Annotated in this window: 14 protein-coding genes; 8 read left to right on the top strand and 6 right to left on the bottom strand. The window is 72.0% G+C overall.

The window, feature by feature from the left end; translation table 11 throughout:
* Positions 1-99: 99 nt before the first annotated feature.
* Together ABH940_RS29210 and rpmG are read right to left on the bottom strand one after the other, a co-directional pair.
* On the bottom strand, positions 100-345 hold the full coding sequence (locus ABH940_RS29210; RefSeq protein ID WP_370106643.1) for a type B 50S ribosomal protein L31: 246 nt from the start codon (positions 343-345) through the stop codon (positions 100-102).
* A gap of 83 nt (positions 346-428) precedes the next feature.
* Positions 429-593, bottom strand: a complete 165-nt coding sequence (gene rpmG / locus ABH940_RS29205; protein ID WP_370071693.1) for a 50S ribosomal protein L33 — start codon at positions 591-593, stop codon at positions 429-431.
* Between the two features lie 230 nt (positions 594-823).
* Between rpmG and rpmB the strand changes: the two genes are divergently transcribed.
* From rpmB to ABH940_RS29180, 5 genes are all read left to right on the top strand, one after another.
* Positions 824-1,060 (top strand): 50S ribosomal protein L28, encoded by a 237-nt coding sequence (gene rpmB / locus ABH940_RS29200; RefSeq protein WP_370106624.1) that lies wholly within the window; start codon positions 824-826, stop codon positions 1,058-1,060.
* The gene (rpsN, locus tag ABH940_RS29195) at positions 1,060-1,365 is read left to right on the top strand and encodes a 30S ribosomal protein S14 (protein WP_370106623.1); all 306 of its coding nucleotides are present in this window, start codon (positions 1,060-1,062) and stop codon (positions 1,363-1,365) included. Before rpmB ends, rpsN begins: the two co-directional genes overlap by 1 nt.
* 97 nt (positions 1,366-1,462) lie before the next feature.
* Positions 1,463-1,729 (top strand): GTP-binding protein, encoded by a 267-nt coding sequence (locus tag ABH940_RS29190; protein ID WP_370106622.1) that lies wholly within the window; start codon positions 1,463-1,465, stop codon positions 1,727-1,729.
* A 58-nt stretch (positions 1,730-1,787) separates the two neighbouring features.
* Positions 1,788-1,952: a 50S ribosomal protein L32 gene (gene rpmF / locus ABH940_RS29185; protein ID WP_370071697.1), complete on the top strand. Its 165-nt coding sequence runs from the start codon at positions 1,788-1,790 to the stop codon at positions 1,950-1,952.
* 13 nt (positions 1,953-1,965) lie between these two features.
* Complete coding sequence (locus tag ABH940_RS29180; protein WP_370106621.1) at positions 1,966-2,757, top strand: winged helix-turn-helix domain-containing protein; 792 nt, start codon at positions 1,966-1,968, stop codon at positions 2,755-2,757.
* Here the strand turns inward: ABH940_RS29180 and ABH940_RS29175 are convergent.
* Positions 2,640-8,756: a TIR domain-containing protein gene (locus tag ABH940_RS29175; protein ID WP_370071698.1), complete on the bottom strand. Its 6,117-nt coding sequence runs from the start codon at positions 8,754-8,756 to the stop codon at positions 2,640-2,642. The two genes, ABH940_RS29180 and ABH940_RS29175, sit on opposite strands and share 118 nt — an antisense overlap.
* 193 nt (positions 8,757-8,949) lie before the next feature.
* Between ABH940_RS29175 and ABH940_RS29170 the strand changes: the two genes are divergently transcribed.
* Complete coding sequence (locus ABH940_RS29170; RefSeq protein WP_370071755.1) at positions 8,950-10,119, top strand: SLC13 family permease; 1,170 nt, start codon at positions 8,950-8,952, stop codon at positions 10,117-10,119.
* 169 nt (positions 10,120-10,288) lie between these two features.
* On the opposite strand, the gene ABH940_RS29165 is transcribed toward ABH940_RS29170, so the two are convergent.
* From ABH940_RS29165 to ABH940_RS29155, 3 genes are read right to left on the bottom strand one after another with little or no spacing between them, the layout of a single operon-like run.
* Entirely contained in the window at positions 10,289-11,134 is an 846-nt protein-coding gene (locus ABH940_RS29165) for an inositol monophosphatase (RefSeq protein ID WP_370071756.1), read from the bottom strand.
* Positions 11,103-11,930, bottom strand: a complete 828-nt coding sequence (locus ABH940_RS29160) for a hypothetical protein (RefSeq protein WP_370106620.1) — start codon at positions 11,928-11,930, stop codon at positions 11,103-11,105. Before ABH940_RS29160 ends, ABH940_RS29165 begins: the two co-directional genes overlap by 32 nt.
* Positions 11,931-11,977: 47 nt before the next feature.
* Positions 11,978-12,973 carry a hypothetical protein gene (locus ABH940_RS29155; RefSeq protein ID WP_370106619.1) on the bottom strand — a complete coding sequence of 332 codons (996 nt, stop codon included), beginning with the start codon at positions 12,971-12,973 and terminating at the stop codon, positions 11,978-11,980.
* Positions 12,974-13,277: 304 nt separating this feature from the next.
* On the opposite strand from ABH940_RS29155, the gene ABH940_RS29150 reads away from it, so the two are divergent.
* Positions 13,278-13,850, top strand: a complete 573-nt coding sequence (locus tag ABH940_RS29150) for an NADPH-dependent FMN reductase (protein ID WP_370106618.1) — start codon at positions 13,278-13,280, stop codon at positions 13,848-13,850.
* Positions 13,847-14,770, top strand: coding sequence for an oxidoreductase (locus ABH940_RS29145; protein WP_370071701.1), 924 nt, complete (start codon positions 13,847-13,849; stop codon positions 14,768-14,770). Before ABH940_RS29150 ends, ABH940_RS29145 begins: the two co-directional genes overlap by 4 nt.
* The last annotated feature ends 172 nt before the right edge of the window (positions 14,771-14,942 follow it).

Below are 14,942 nucleotides of genomic sequence, written 5' to 3'. Positions count from 1 at the left end.
CAGCTTCAGTGCAACTGCGCAGGTGACAGGGTGTCCATGCGCCCGACGGCAGGGCCGTGATGCTTCGGTGGGCGCCGAAGCATCACGGTTTGGTGAGGTTCACCTGCGCCCGTAGCGGCGCTCGAAGCGCTCGACGCGACCGGCGGTGTCCATCACGCGGGCGTTGCCGGTGTAGAAGGGGTGGCTCGCCGACGAGATCTCGACGTCGACGACGGGGTAGGCGTTGCCGTCCTCCCACTCGACGGTCTTGGTGCTCGCGATCGTGGAGCGGGTCAGGAACGCGACGTCGCCCGCGCGGTCGCGGAAGACGACGGGGCGGTAGGCGGGGTGGATTCCGGGCTTTATGGGGCTGTGCCTCTCAGTAGCGGGCTGCTGGGTGGTGGCGCGTTGCGGGTTGCCGGGTGGTGACGGGACGTTCCGGCTCGCGCTCAGCGCTCCTCGCGGAACTCGGTGTGGCGGCCGAGGACCGGGTCGTACTTGCGCAGGACCACGCGGTCGGGGTCGTTGCGGCGGTTCTTGCGGGTGACGTAGGTGTAGCCGGTTCCGGCGGTGGAACGGAGCTTGATGATCGGGCGGAGTTCGTTGCGTGCCATGGTCGGCGGTTCTCCAGTCGGGGACGGTGGCCGGTGCCTGTCCGGATCACTCCGGACCGGTCCGGCTCACTCCGGATCTCTCGGTGTCACTCCGGTGGGCTGTCCATCGGAGTGAAATGGAAGTCATTTTCATTTAGTGTACCGTCAGAACGCCCGCCCGCCGTCGCGTATTCCCGCCGTCGACCGGGTGCTCGGTCCTGTCCGCCACGCCAGCTCCGGGGAGACCCACCGTGTCCGCCCACTGCCAGTTGACCGGCCGCAAGCCCGGCTTCGGTCACTCGATCTCGCACTCGCACCGGCGCACCAAGCGCCGTTTCGACCCCAACATCCAGCACAAGCGCTACTGGCTGCCGAGCGAGAGCCGGTTCGTCCGGCTCACGCTGAGCACCAAGGGCATCAAGACCGTCGACAAGATCGGCATCGAGAAGGCCGTCGCCCGCCTTCGCTCCCAGGGGGTGCGCGTCTGATGGCCAAGGCAAGCAAGATCGCCAAGAACGAGCAGCGCCGCGTGATCGTCGCCCGCTACGCCGAGCGCCGGACGGAGCTGAAGAAGATCATCGCCTCCCCGCGCAGCAGCGAGGACGAGCGCGCCGCCGCCCAGCGCGAGTTGGCGCGGCAGCCCCGCGACGCGAGCGCCACGCGCGTCCGCAACCGCGACGCCGTGGACGGCCGCCCGCGCGGCTACCAGGGGGCGTTCGGCCTGTCCCGGATCAACCTGCGCACCATGGCCCACGCGGGCCAGCTGCCGGGCGTGCGGAAGTCCAGCTGGTGACGGGGGACTCGACGGCGCGAGCGCCCAGGGACGGCGGTGCCCTGCTCCCGGTCGTGGTGGTAGCCGGGCTGCACGCCGAGGTGCGGCGCTGGTCCCCATGGAGGAGCGCGGCCCCTGGCTGGCGGCTCTCGACGACGACCAATGGGAGCTGTATCCGCCGCAGCGCCGCGCGACAGCCGCGCTGGAGTGGCATCCCACGTACGGGGACCGGATCCAGCAGCTGGTCTTCACAGCCGCCGGGCTCGACGCCGAGGGCATTGTCGAGCTGCTCGACTCCTGCCTGCTCAGCGACGAGGAGTTGGGCGCCGGCGAGTCCGGCTGGAAGGCGCTGCCCGACGCCTTCGAGGACCTCCTCGACCCGTGACCTGACCCGCTACCTGACGATCTGTCACCACTCTTCCAATGAACGAAGGAACGACCAGATGGCCGTGCCCAAGCGCAAGATGTCCCGTAGCAACACCCGGCACCGCCGGGCCCAGTGGAAGGCGACCGTCCCGCAGCTCGTCCCGATCACCGTGGACGGCCAGGAGCACCTGGTGCCGCAGCACCTCGTCAAGGCCTACCAGCGTGGGCTGTTGAAGCCCTGAGAAGGAGGTCCGTGTGTCCGTGAGCTACCTGCGGGTCCGAGCCCGTCACCACCGTGGCCTGTGCAGCAGTCCCTGCCGCCGCAACGCCGCAGCGGAAGCCGCCCGCCCCTGGCCCGGGCCGCCTGACCTCGGCCCCGACCCGACCCGGCCCACCGGCGGCGGCGTCGTCATCGACCCGGGCCGCCGGACGGCCTGGGCCGGGAGCCGGGCGCTGGAGTTGACGCGGCGTGAGTTCGACCTGCTGGCCCACCTGGTGGGCCGTCCCCAGCAGGTCTTCTCGCGGGCGCAGTTGCTCCATGCGGTGTGGCAGCAGCCCGACGTCGGCGACGGCCGGACCATAGACGTCCACATGACCCGCCTGGCGGCACAAGCTCGGCGACGCCCACCGGGAGTTGCTCGTGACCGTGCGCGGCGTCGGCTACACGTACGAACCCGCACCCACCTGAACGAACGGAGCAGTCCACCACGTCCAAGCGCATCACTCCGCCGTTCGGCGGAGGAGGCGGGGACAGGTCGGTCGCCGGTTCCTCCGTTCGGCGGTGGGCCTGCCACCGGACGGAGGTACCGCCCCACCGGGCGGATTCGGCAGCATGGAATGCGGAACGCCCGCCCGCGCCCAGTGGGCGGGGGCCGCCCCGGCCGTCGTGCTCGGCCGGGGCTTTTGCGTGCCCACGTTCCTCGGCGTGCTCAGAGCGGCTGGTCCAGCGGGAGTTGGGCGGCGCTCGGGAGGTGGCGGTCCAACTCGCCGGGCTCGAACCGGCTCATGCCGATCACCTGCCAGAACTCGCCCGCCGTGGACCCCTGATGCTTGTAGCGTCCCGACGGGGTGAACATGGCCCAGCCCTCGGCCGCGCCGATCAGCGTGGCCTGCGGCACCGGTGCCGTCGTCGCGTCCGGCTCGACGGACCACAGCCGGATCGTGCCGTCCTCGCCGCCCGCCGCCAACTGACCGCCGTCGGGGCGGAAGGAGAGCGTCAGCACGCGTCCCACCGGGCCGGTGAGGGTATGGAGCAGTGTGCCCGTGCGGACGTCCCAGAGGCGGACCACCCCGTCGTCGCCGGCCGTGGCCAGCAGCGGGAGACTCGGGTGCGCGGCGGCGGTCCAGATCGCCCCGGCGTGGCCTCGCAGCCGGTGCACCGGCTCGCCGTCGCGCCAGACGACGGCGGTGCCGTCCCAGGAGGCGCTGGCCATCCAGTGGCCAGCCGAGACCTCGCCCGAGGGTCCGCCGCCGTCGCGGCCGTCGTCGCTGCCGAAGGTCCCGAAGACCACGGTGTAGACGCGGTCGGTGTGCCCCGCGAGTTCGGCGACGAGTTCGCCCTGGAGGTCCCACACCCGGACCAGCCGGTCGTCCGCGCCGGTGACGACGTGGCGGCCGTCGGGGCTGAACGCGATGGACCGGACCCGGCCCTGGTGCTGGGCGAGCGACGTCACCCGCGCGCCCGTGGTCCGGTACCAGAGCTGGACCGAGTCGTCGTCGTTGGCCGTGGCCAGGATGTCGCCGGTCGCGTCGAAGGCCTCGGCCCAGGTGTGGTCGGTCTCGGCGTCGATCTCGCGCTGGAACTCGCCGGTGACCGCGTTCCACAGGTAGACGTCGCCGTCGTTGCTTGCCGTGGCCAGCAGCGCGTCGATGGGGCCGAAGACGGCGGAGACCAGCTGGTCGTTGTTGCCCCGCAGCGTCGAGGTGAGCACACCGGTCGCCGTGTTCCACACCCGGATCCGGCCGTCGTTGCCCGCGACGGCGAGCAGGGAGCCGTCGGGGCTGTAGGTGAGTGAGAAGACCTTGCGGCCGTGGCCGTTGAGGATCCGGCGGCTGCGGCTGGTCGCGGTGTCCCAGAGCCGCACCGCCCCGTCGTTGGCGAGCGTGACCAGGACCGGTCCGGCTCCGGCGGGTTCGCCCTCGGTCGGCGGACGGAACCGGCAGACCCAGACCGAGCCGCGGTGCTGCGGCGGCTGGTGCGGGAGCGGGCTGAGCGGCAGGTCGGGGGGCAGGTCCGGGTCTCGCTCGGAGCGCGGGCTGACGGAGGTGACACCGGGGCCGACGGGCTCCGGGGACTGCCAGGTCCGCACCAGGCCGGTGCTGTCGCCCGCCGCGAGCAGGCCGCCGTCCGGCGAGAAGCTGACCTGGTAGACGGAGCCGACGCAGCCGACCCCCACCCCCGCCGGTCGGCCGGAGACCAGGTCCCACACCCGGACGCTGCCCGCCGTGTCGCCGCTGGCCAGCAGCGTGCCGGAGGGGTGGAAGTCGAGGGTGTAGACGCGGCCGGGGTGGCCGGTGAAGTGGTGCAGCAGGCTCCAGTCCTCCGTGGACCAGACCCGGACGTTGCCGTTCCGTCCGCGTCCGCTGCGTGGGGAGACGCCGATGCCCTGGTCGCCGGTGGCCAGCAGGCGGCCGTCTGGGCTGAACCTGGCCCGGTAGACCGTGCCGTCGTGGTCTTCCAGGCTCGCCAGCCGTCGTCCGTCGGTGGTGTCCCACACCGTCAGCCTGGAGCTGGCGTCGCCGAGCGCCAACAGCCGTCCGTCCGCGCTGAACTGGGCGGTCAGGGTCAGCTTGCCGTGGCCGGGCAGCTTGAGCCGGACGGTGCCGGTGGCCACGTCCCACAGCGTCACCGCGCCGGTCGGGTCGCCGGTGGCGAGCAGGGTGCCCGACTGGTCCAGGGTGACCGGCCAGACGCCGTCGGGGTGCACGTCGAGCCGGTGCAGGCAGGCGCCGGTGACCGGGTCCCAGAGCCGGACGGTGCCGTCGGAGGCGCCCGTCGCCAGCACCGTGGGGCGGAACTTGACCGAGTAGACCCGGCCGGTGTGCCCGGACAGCGTGCGCAGCGCGGCACCGGTCCCCGCGTCGCAGACCAGCACACTGCCGTCCTCGTTGCCGATCGCCAGCAACTCGCCGTCGGGCGCGTAGGTGAGCGGCTCGGGCAGGCGGGCGACGTTCGAGCCGAAGCCGTAGGGGACGCCGACCTTGGCGGGCCGCAGCCCGACCTCGACCGGCATGCCCGGGCTGATCGCGGCCGTGGCCAGCTCCGGCAGTTCGGTCAGCGGGCGGTCGGCCCGGCAGTCGATCAGCGACGCGCGGTTCCAGCGGCTGCCGGTCAGCTGGGCGCCGCTCAGATCGCTGCGGCCGAGGCGGGAGCGGCGCAGGTCGGCGCCGGTGAGGTCGGCGTCGGTGAGCCGGGTGCCGTCCATGGTGGTGCCGACCAGCCGGGCGTCGCGCAGCCGGGCGCCCTTGAAGTTGGCGCCGTCCAGCCGGGCGTCGGACAGGTCGGCCCCGGTCAGGTCGACGCCGGTGAAGTCGCGGTGCGACAGGTCCTCGCCGACGAGCCGCGCGCCGCGCAGATCGGTGTGGGCGGGTATGCGCAGGCGGCTGATCACCCTGGCGGCGTTGGCCCGGGCGACGGCGGAGCGTTCGCCGGGGTCGGCAGCGTCGGCTGCGGCAGTCGCCGTAGCGGGCCGCTCGTCCGTCCCGGTGTCCCGCAACACCGACTGGGCCCAGGTCAGGCAGTCCTGACGATCCGCCAGATCGCAGAGGAACTCCACCGTCAGCTGGCTGAGCACCCGGTGCTCCAGCAACTCGTGGTCGCCGCCCGCCAGTCGCGCCGCCGCCTCCCTGGCGACCAGCCAGTCGGCCACCGAGCGGTGGATGAAGTGGAAGGTTCCCTCGGGCGAGCGGATCAGCAGGGTGCCGGAGCCCATCGCATGCGCCGCGTGCGGGACCGAGAGGCGGTGCTCGGTGAGTGTGCTCAGTATCTCGGCGATGTCGGTGAGTTCGTCCATCCGCAGCGAGGTCCGGCCGGTCTCCCACAGTCGCACCGCCAGCGCCGAAGCGGCGTGCCAGAGCTGATCGATCGTCAGTCCTGGTGGCGCGCCCGGGACGCTGACGCGCTCGCGCTCGTACTGCAGCCAGGCGTCGAAGACCTCCTGGTAGAGGCCGGCGGCGCTCAGCGCCCGGCCCGCCCCGGCCACGGCGCGCAGCCGCTCCTCGTCCAGCTGGGAGACGAAGCTGAGCAGGCGCGGGTTGCCGCACAGGGCCAGCAGGTCCGGGATGCCGTGCAGCAGCCGCATCCGGTCGTCGGCCGCCTGGGCGTCGCCGTAGCGGTTCTCCAGATAGCGGCGGATCTGCTGCTCGTTGAAGGACTCCAACTGCATCACGCGTCGCTGCGGCAGCAGTCCGACCCGCTCGCCGAGCGCGGTCAGCACCTGAGCCTGGGACTTGAAGTGCTGGGTGCGGCTGCTGACGACGATCTTGGCGTTGTCGGTGGCCGCGTCGAGCAGGATCTGCAGGTGGTCCGCGGCGCGGTCGTAGCTGATCTGGTTGACCAACTCGTCGAAGCCGTCGAAGAGCAGGATGATCCGGCCCTGCCGCAGCATGTAGCGGAAGGCGCGCAGCTCGATGGTGTCGACGCCGTGGGCGGCCAGATGGGCGGCGACCAGCCCGTCCAGGGTGTAGGCCTTGTCGAGGGTGCCGAGGTCGATCAGCAGCGGGGTGATGTGCGGGAGCTCCTCCGGCAGCCGCCGGGCCAGCTCGTGCAGAGCAAAGGTCTTTCCGTGCCCGAAGTCGCCCAGCAGCAGCAGGAACCGGCCGTGGTCGGTGTCGAGCAGCCGGATCAGGTCGCCGATCAGGTCCGGGTACTCCACGCCTCCGGCGGGCGCGGTCTCCCGGTAGCGCTGCGGCAGGTAGAGGTGGGGCGGGTACCGGAGGTCGCGCAGCAGCCGCTCGGTCTGCGCACGGGTGTACTCGCGCAGGTCCAACAGCCCCTGGAACTCGGTGAAACTGCGGATCCGGACACCCAACCGCCGGGCCCGGTCCCGCAGTTCGGGCGCGGGGGGCGGGCCGAGATGGACCAGCTCGGCGTCCGGCTCCGTGCCCGAGGCGCGGACCTGGTCAGCGAAGGCCTCGACCAGGTCCGGACCCGGGGTGCCGACGACGGCGGCGATGCGCTCCTGGCGGACGAAGCCGGACTCCTGCCAGGTGGCCAGCAGTTGCGGCGGTGTGCCGCGCAGCCGACGCAGCGTCACCGAGTCGTGGCGGGTGCGGCAGACCTCGGCGATCCGGTCCAGCAGTTCGTCCACCGGCGCGGCCACGGTCCGCGGCTCCCGCGCCGCACCCTGGCCGCCGAAACCCTGGCCGCCGAACGGCCCGGACGACGCGGTCGGCCCGGCCTCCGTCGCGGGCGTGTCGTCCGCAGCCTCGGCGCCGTCGGCGCTGTCGCCGTCGTCCGTGCCCGCCGCGCTGTCGGTGCCGTGCCCGGCGGGCGGGAAGGCCGTCTCCGCGCGGCTCCAGCGGGCCGACAGGTCGACGGTGTCCGATCCGGCCTGGCGGCAGCGCAGGCCGTCGGCGCTGAGCTGGATCAGCCGGCGCTCGGCGGGGTTCTTCGCGCCGAGCACCAGCAACTCGCCACCGGTGACCGCGATCCGGTGCGGCGTCCCGGCGTCCGGGGCGGTGTCGGGGCCGTGCAGCAGCAGGTTGAGCCGCGGCGCGGCCAGGCGCAGGAACAGGTCGCTGTCCCGCAGCGCCTCACGACGCGGACGCGGCGCCTGGTCCAGCGGATGCCGGACCGCGCCGATCCGCAGCCAGCCCGCGTCCTGGTAGGGGCGCAGTGCCTGGGCGAACCAGGTGATCTGCTCGTTGCCGAGACTGCCGAACTGCTCCTCGGTCCGATGGCTGTACGCCATCGAGGAGTTGAAGCCCGCCACGACCGTGTGCAGGTCGGGCACGGGGAAGAGCGACCACGGCTGGTCGGCGTCGAAGACCAGGTCGAGGCCCTGGTAGAGCTCCTGGAAGAGCCGGGTGTAGTGGCGCCACTTGGGCCAGTACGGCGCACGCGGATGGATCTCGTCCGCCTCGCAGCTGTGGAAGTACGCCCGGCACGCGGCCTGGCTCACGTCGTGGCCGCCCGGGACGACGGCCAGCCGCTGCGGTTCCAGGGCGAGCCGGGAGCGCAGCTTGGTGAGGAAGTCCAGCGCCTGCTCGCACTCGCGCGGGCTTCCGGAGGCGGTGAGGTCTCCGGTGACGACGACCAGGTCCGGTGCGGGCGCGCCGCTGTCGGTCAGCTCGACCAGGTCGCTCCAGATCGCGGCCCGCAGCGTGTCCGGCTCCTGACCCCGCCCGAAGGCGGGACCGGCCAGATGCAGCACGGTCAGCGTCTCGCCCTCACGTGCGGTGTGCGGCGCGGCCGGATAGCGCGGCGCGACGGTGGGACGCCGGCGGCCTCCCCAGCCCAGCCCGCCGAAGGGGCTGCGCTGCGAGGGTCCGCGCTGCGACGGTATGGACGCCGTGCGCGGGCCGGAGAGACCGGAGACGCCGGAGACGTCGGGCAGGCCCGGCAGACCGGGCCCGGCCGGGTCGCCGGGGAACTGCGGTCGCTCCTCGGGCCGGGACCGGCCGGTCACGGTGCTCTCGATCCGGGTGAGCAGCAGGTCCTTGGCCGCGGCGGCGTCCTGCACGCCGACCAGGTCGATGTAGGTGATGGTGGCGAGCAGTCCTTCGACTGTGGTGTCGGCCACACGCACGGTGAGTAGTCGCGGGTTGGGCGGCTGCGGTGAGGAGCGCAGCGCGGCCTGCCACTCCATCCGCCCGTACGTCGAGTTCTTGTAGTGGTCCGACAGCACGGCGATCACGGCCGTCGACTCGGTGACCCCGCGGTCCATGAAGTCGATGAAGTCGGTGCCGGGGACGAAGTCCCAGGCCTGGAGCAGCGTGCGGTGACCGGCCTCCTCCAAGGTCCAGGCGATCCAGGCCGCCCACCGTTCGTCGGCGGGCGAGTAGCTGATGAAGAAGTCGAACGGGGCCGAATCACTGTTCGCCATGGGAGAATGGTAGATCCGGCCGCCGTCCGCGGTGGCGGATCGTGAGCGATTGGTGACGTAATCTGTTGACGTGGATGCGGAAGTGACGGATTCTCGGGGCGTGGGGACGCCAGGCCCGGGTGATGTCGAGGACCGGAAGCCCGACCCGTCCTCCGGCCGTTCCGTCCCGACCCCTCGGGGCCGGCTGCATCCGCTGGACTGGCTGGCGCTCGGCCTGCTCGCGGGCGGCCTGGTGGCCGTCGTCACCGGCCTGCTGCCGCACGCGTCCGCCTGGGACGCGATGCAGCGCATCGCACCACTGCTCGGCTTCCTCGCCTCGGTCATCCTGCTGGCCGAACTGACCTCCAAGGCCGAGGTCTTCGACGTCCTCGCCACCCGCGTCGCGCGGTGGGGCGGGGGCAGCTACGTACGGCTCTTCGTGCTCTGCGTGCTGTTCGCCTCGGCGACCACGGTGGCGCTCAACCTCGACACCACCGCCGTGCTGCTGACGCCGGTCATGCTGGCCCTGGCCACCCGGGTCCGGATCCCGCCGGTGCCGCTGGCGATGACCACGGTCTGGCTGGCCAACACCGCCAGCCTGCTGCTGCCCGCGTCCAACCTGACCAACCTGCTGGCCGCCAACCGGGTCGCGCTCTCCCCGCTGGGCCTGGTCTGGGTGATGTGGCTGCCCGAACTGGCCTCGGTCGCGGTGACCATGGCGCTGCTGTGGTGGTTCTTCTGGCGCCGCCGCCGACGAGGCGCGGACGCCGGGAGCTACACCCCGCCGCCGGACCACCGGCCAGGAGACCCTCTCCTGTTCCGGATCTGCGCCGTGGCCACGGCGGGATTCCTCGTCACCGTGCTGACCGGCGCGGTGTCGCTGTGGATGGCTTCCACCGCTGCCGCGCTGCTGGTCGTGGCGGCTTTCGCGGTGCGCCGGCGGCAGGAGCTGCGGCTCTCGCTGATCCCCTGGCGGCTGCTGATCATGGTGCCGGGCATGTTCCTGGTCGTCGAGACGCTCGACGCGCACGGCCTGCACCAGGTGCTCGCCGCGGCGATCGGTTCCGACGGCGGCACCGGCGGGGTCCTGCGCGCCTCGGCCGTCGGCGGCGGGCTGTCGAACGTGCTGAACAACCTGCCGGTCTACCTGGCGGGAGAGTCGGTGGTGCCCACGGCCAACCACCTCCAGCTGCTGGGCCTGCTGATCGGCACCAACGTCGGCCCCGTGATCACCCCGTGGGCCTCCCTGGCGATCCTCCTCTGGTTCGAACGCTGCCGCGCCTTCGGCGTCCGGATCCCCCTGCGGACCTTCATGCTCACCGGCACAGCGCTGGCGATCGGCACGGTCGCCGCCGCGACGCTGGCGCTTACAGCCGTGGGCTGAGCAGACAGTTGCACTACTCAGGGCGCGGGCCTCTGCTTGATCAACTGCGCGCGCGAACAACCACCCTGTGCGGATGGCCCTGACGGTTCGGCCTGCCACCTGCGTGGGTGGCTTGTCGCGCAGTTCCCCGCGCCCCTGGGAGTTGCCACCACCTGCGGGATCGAAGACCTCACCCCTGCGCAGCGACCAACGCCAGCAGCTCGTCCACCACTTCCCGCCGCCCGGCGACAAAGCTGAGCTCCGCGCCCGGCCCCAGGCGGTCCGCGAACGGCGTGCCGTCGAAGCCGCGCACGTCCACGCCCGCCTCCAGGGCGAGCAGCAGCCCCGCCGGTAGGTCGACGTACTCGCTGCGGTAGCCCACGAAGCCGTCGATGGTGCCGCCGGCGAGCAGCGCCCATGCGGACAGCGGTGCCCACAGCTGGAGCAGGCGGCGTGCCCGCAGCTCCAGCGCCCCCTTGAGCGCGCTCGCGCGCTCCTCGCCCCGGCCGACGGCGTAGCCCTGCGTCCACGCGAGCAGCGGTCCGGCGGCAGCTCGCACGGACGGACGCGGGGGAGGGCCGGTCATGGGTCCGTCCGGCCCCTGGGCTCCGCCGCCCAGCCGCGCGCTCCAGGTGCGGCCCAGGACCGGATCGTGGACGACACCCACCACCGGTCTGTCCGCCACGCACAGGGCGATGCCGACGCTCCACACCGGCAGTCCGATCGCGACGTTGTTGGTGCCGTCCAGCGGATCGACCAGCCAGGTCCTTCGGGCGTCCGTTCCGGCGTTCTCGAGGACGCCCGCCTCCTCGGAGACGATCCGGTCGGCCGGGTACCGGGCCTGGAGTCGGGCGACGATCAGCTCCTCCGCCGCCAGGTCCAGATCGGTGACCACGTCGCCGCGGTCGCCCTTGGGATGGACGGCACAGGCGCCTAAGCCGCTGCCGAGCCGTCGGCGCAGCAGTCTGCCCGCCGCCCGCGCCGCCGCGACCGCGGTGTGCTGCTCATCCGCATAGGCCGGGAGGAGTGCCGGGATCGGCTCCGGTACCGGAGCGTGGGCCGCGCTCGGGACGGCCCGGTCTGGGCCGAGGACGGGGAGCGGGTCGTGCCGTGGGGCGTGATGCGGACTCATCCATCCTCCTGAGAACCCCTCGAGCGATGTCAGCCGACCGGGCCGGAGCCAGTCTTCGGCGCTCCACCCGGTGCGGCAGACCGTGCAGTGGCCCGAGGGCCAGATCCACGGCATCCTCGACGGACCGGCCGAGCACGACGGTGGCACTGGCCCCGTCGGACTCCCCGGAGACGCCCACAGTGCTGTGGAACTCGCCCGCGGCCATGGTGAAGATCTGTTCGGGGCCGTGCTCCCGCACCGGCTCGGCGCTGAAGCGCACCAGACGTGCCGTCGGCCGCAGGTCGTCGACCCCGTCGGGCGTGCTGGCCACGGCGAAGATCCGGTGGGTCGGCCGGCGCTCCTCGTCGACCACCCGTACCGGTACGTTCCCTATCGCGCCGAAGAGTACGCAGCTGATCAGGTCCCAGCTGTGCGCGTGGATCGCCGAGGTCGTCAGCGCGCCGGTCCCGGGTCGGCCGCCACCCCCCGATGACCCGCCGCCTCCGGATGACCCGCCGTGCAGGTGGACGCAGACGCCGTCCCCGCCCTCGCGCAGTACCGGGAGGCAGACGAAGCCCAGCGGGTGTACCACCGCCCGGAGTCGGGTGCGGCCCTGGACCACCGCTTCGAGGGCCGCGCGGGCGTAGCCCAGGAGGCAGGCGGTCTCGCCGCGCTGCGCCGCCCGTTCCAGGGTCGGGTAGTCCGAGCCGCTGTCCATCATCCATCGCTCCGGTGGCGTTGACTGATCGGCCGTCAGGTGCGCAGCTGTCAGGAGTACGGGTTCTCCGGGTGCAGGGCCTTGTCGACGATCTCGCGTACCTCCGCGTCCGACCAGGACATCGGCAGGGGCAGGTCGACGGCGCGGAAGAACTGCTGGACCTCGGACACGGTCGGCTCCTGCGACAGCTGCTCGGGAGCTTTCAGGTCGAGCCGCCGGGCCTGGTCGCAGGAGAGCCGGAGCTCGGTGACGTAGTAGTCGTAGAGCGCACGGTCCCGGTCCACGCGGAGGCTGACGCGCCGCGGGTCGTCCTGGGTGATCACCAGGCAGGAATCGGAGAGGTCGAAGCGGAGCGAGGACGCCACGGACGACAGATAGACGTCGATCTCCATCTCGTTGGTCCACTGCCGGTACCAGCAGGCGGCCAGCACCGTCGCACAGGCCTCCTTGCGGGCCCGGTCCTCGGTCCACTCGCGCTCGGTGCCGATGTCGCGCGGATCCGCGTGCGTCCGGCGGAAGTGCGCATAGGTCCGGCAGGCCGCCTCGTCGGAGGGGTCGATGATGTTCACCTTCACCTCGAGCGGGCGCCGCGTCCGCTGCGCCTCGCGCACGCACTCCGGCAGCGTCACGGCCCGGAGGTAGGTGCCGGTGCCACCGCGGAACCACCAGCGTTTGGTGTCGGCGCGCGCACGGCGCAGCGCCTCCTCGACGTCGGGGCCGGACAACGACCGCACCATCGCCGTGTCGCTGATGGCCAGCCGGGTCTCGGTCAGGGCCCGCCGCATGTCCACGGTGCGCCGCTTGCGCTCCGCGAGCGAGGCGTACACCAACGAGGCCAGGACCAGCAGGATCGAGCCCGAGGTGACCGAGCTGCTCAGATTGTTGGAGAAGATGTCGAGCAGGCCGACGACGACCGCGACGCCCAACCCGACCAGGCCGTCGAGGTTGTGCAGCGCCCACATCACGGCGCGCTCGACCCGACTGCGCTCCTCCAGGCTCTGCTGTTCCACCCGCTGCTGTTCGGCGCTGTGTTGCTCGGTTGCCATCGTCCCCCTCAGGTGCCCGGCACTGCTTCCGGTCGGACCCGGTCGTACCCAGTCGTGCCCAATTCGCCCAGTAGCGAGTCGAGTTCGCGCAGATGGTTCGTCCCGACACTGCTTGGCATGAGCATCCCGCAGGGGACCGATCACGCGCAACGCTCGGGATGTGCGCGTGCTGTGCGCGACAGCTCGTCGAAAATATGACTTGAAGCTTCAAGTTGAACGGTCTAGGGTCGAACTTGAAGGTTCAAGTCGTAGGAGTCGCAGGAGTCCGTCCCGTTCAGCCGAATCACCGAAGGGAGCGTTCGACATGAGCACGCTCAAGATCGCCGTGATCCTTGGTTCCACCCGCCCCGGCCGCAACGGGAAGGCCGTCGCCGACTGGATCGTCGACCGGGCGGGCGCGCGCACCGGCGCGGAGTACGAGCTGGTCGACCTGGCCGACTGGCCGCTGCCCTACATGGACGAGCCCATGCCGCCCTCGATGGGGCAGTACCAGGGCGAGCACACCAAGTCCTGGGCCGCCAAGATCGCCGAGTACGACGGGTACGTCTTCGTGACGCCCGAGTACAACCACTCCATCCCCGGCGTACTCAAGAACGCGATCGACTTCGCCTACGCGGAGTGGAACAACAAGGCCGCCGCCTTCGTCTCCTACGGGACGGTCGGCGGCGTGCGCGCGGTCGAGCACCTGCGCGGTGTCGCCACCGCGGTCCAACTCGCACACGTCAACGCCCAGTTGTGCTTCTCGCTGTTCACGGACTTCGAGAACCTCCAGCTCTTCAAGCCCGGCGGGCACCACGACGCCGTCACGGTCAGGCTGTTCGACCAGCTCGAGGCCTGGTCGACGGCGATGCGAACGCTGCGCGAGGGGTCCCGATGAGCTCCCCCGAGGCCGGAGCCGCCGCTGCCGCACAGCGAATGGACGCCGCAGGGTCGTTCGGGATCGGTCCGTGGCAGGTGCGCCGGATCGGCTACGGCGCGATGCAGCTCGCGGGCGACAACGTCTTCGGGCCGCCGCGCGACCGCGACGAGGCACTGCGGGTGCTGCGCGCCGCCGTCGCGGGTGGCGTCAACCACATCGACACCGCGCAGTACTACGGGCCCGGCGTCGTCAACGAGCTGATCCGCGAGGCGCTGCACCCCTACCCGGCCGACTTGGCCCTGGTCAGCAAGGTCGCGGCCCGCCGCGACGAGAACGGCGCGATCCTGCCCTTCGACGAGCCGGACCAGCTCCGCCTGGGCATCGAGGAGAACCTCGCCACCCTGGGTGTCGACCGCCTGGCCGCGGTCAACCTGCGCATGGTCGACCGGTCCGCCGCGCCCGGCAGCAGGTTCGACGCCCAGGTGGAGGCGATGGTCCGGGCCCGCGACGAGGGCCTGATCGACGGGATCGGCCTCAGCAACATCTCGCGGGCGCACCTGCTCCGCGCGGTGGACCGGACGGAGATCGTCTGCGTCCAGAACCTCTTCAACCTGGCGGACCAGGGCTCGCGCGACGTGCTGCAGGAGTGCACGGACCGCGGCATCGCGTTCGTGCCGTTCTGCCCGCTGGGCTGGCCGCGCGGCGAACAGCACGGGCTGCTGGCCGACCCGGTGCTCACGGCGGTGGCCGAACGGCTGCGGGCCACCCCGGTGCAGACCGCCCTCGCCTGGCTGCTCGACCTGGCGCCGAACATCCTGCTGATCGCCGGCACCCGTTCACGCGGTCATCTCGCCGAGAACCTCGCCACCGCCCAGGTCGCGCTGGACACCGAGGCCCGGGCGGCGCTGTCCCGTCGCTTCCCGGGCGGGCAGCCGTGACTTTCCGGGCGCAGGAGCGTTTCCCTAGTGCCTGGAATGCGTGGGAGTCGGCAGACGACAGGGCGTCCGTGGTGGGTATGGTGCACGACGTTTACGTGAGCGACGTGTAACAGTCCGTCCACAATACGGGCCCGGGCTCAGATCGTTGCGACAGGTCCCATACGATCTCCAC

Origin of the sequence: Streptacidiphilus sp. BW17, assembly GCF_041262485.1 — a bacterium.
In the GTDB taxonomy this organism is placed as follows: Bacteria; Actinomycetota; Actinomycetes; order Streptomycetales; family Streptomycetaceae; genus Streptacidiphilus.
The sequence above is the reverse complement of the archived record's forward strand: the minus strand, read 5'-3'. Positions and strand labels throughout refer to the sequence as shown.

What these genes read in the sequence shown, in the direction of transcription:
- rpmG (WP_370071693.1), bottom strand. Translation starts at nt 593, where the DNA reads ATGGCACGCAACGAACTCCGCCCGATCATCAAGCTCCGTTCCACCGCC.
- rpsN (WP_370106623.1), top strand. Translation starts at nt 1,060, where the DNA reads ATGGCCAAGGCAAGCAAGATCGCCAAGAACGAGCAGCGCCGCGTGATC.
- ABH940_RS29190 (WP_370106622.1), top strand. Translation starts at nt 1,463, where the DNA reads ATGGAGGAGCGCGGCCCCTGGCTGGCGGCTCTCGACGACGACCAATGG.
- rpmF (WP_370071697.1), top strand. Translation starts at nt 1,788, where the DNA reads ATGGCCGTGCCCAAGCGCAAGATGTCCCGTAGCAACACCCGGCACCGC.
- ABH940_RS29175 (WP_370071698.1), bottom strand. Translation starts at nt 8,756, where the DNA reads ATGGCGAACAGTGATTCGGCCCCGTTCGACTTCTTCATCAGCTACTCG.
- ABH940_RS29160 (WP_370106620.1), bottom strand. Translation starts at nt 11,930, where the DNA reads ATGATGGACAGCGGCTCGGACTACCCGACCCTGGAACGGGCGGCGCAG.
- ABH940_RS29155 (WP_370106619.1), bottom strand. Translation starts at nt 12,973, where the DNA reads ATGGCAACCGAGCAACACAGCGCCGAACAGCAGCGGGTGGAACAGCAG.
- ABH940_RS29150 (WP_370106618.1), top strand. Translation starts at nt 13,278, where the DNA reads ATGAGCACGCTCAAGATCGCCGTGATCCTTGGTTCCACCCGCCCCGGC.
- ABH940_RS29145 (WP_370071701.1), top strand. Translation starts at nt 13,847, where the DNA reads ATGAGCTCCCCCGAGGCCGGAGCCGCCGCTGCCGCACAGCGAATGGAC.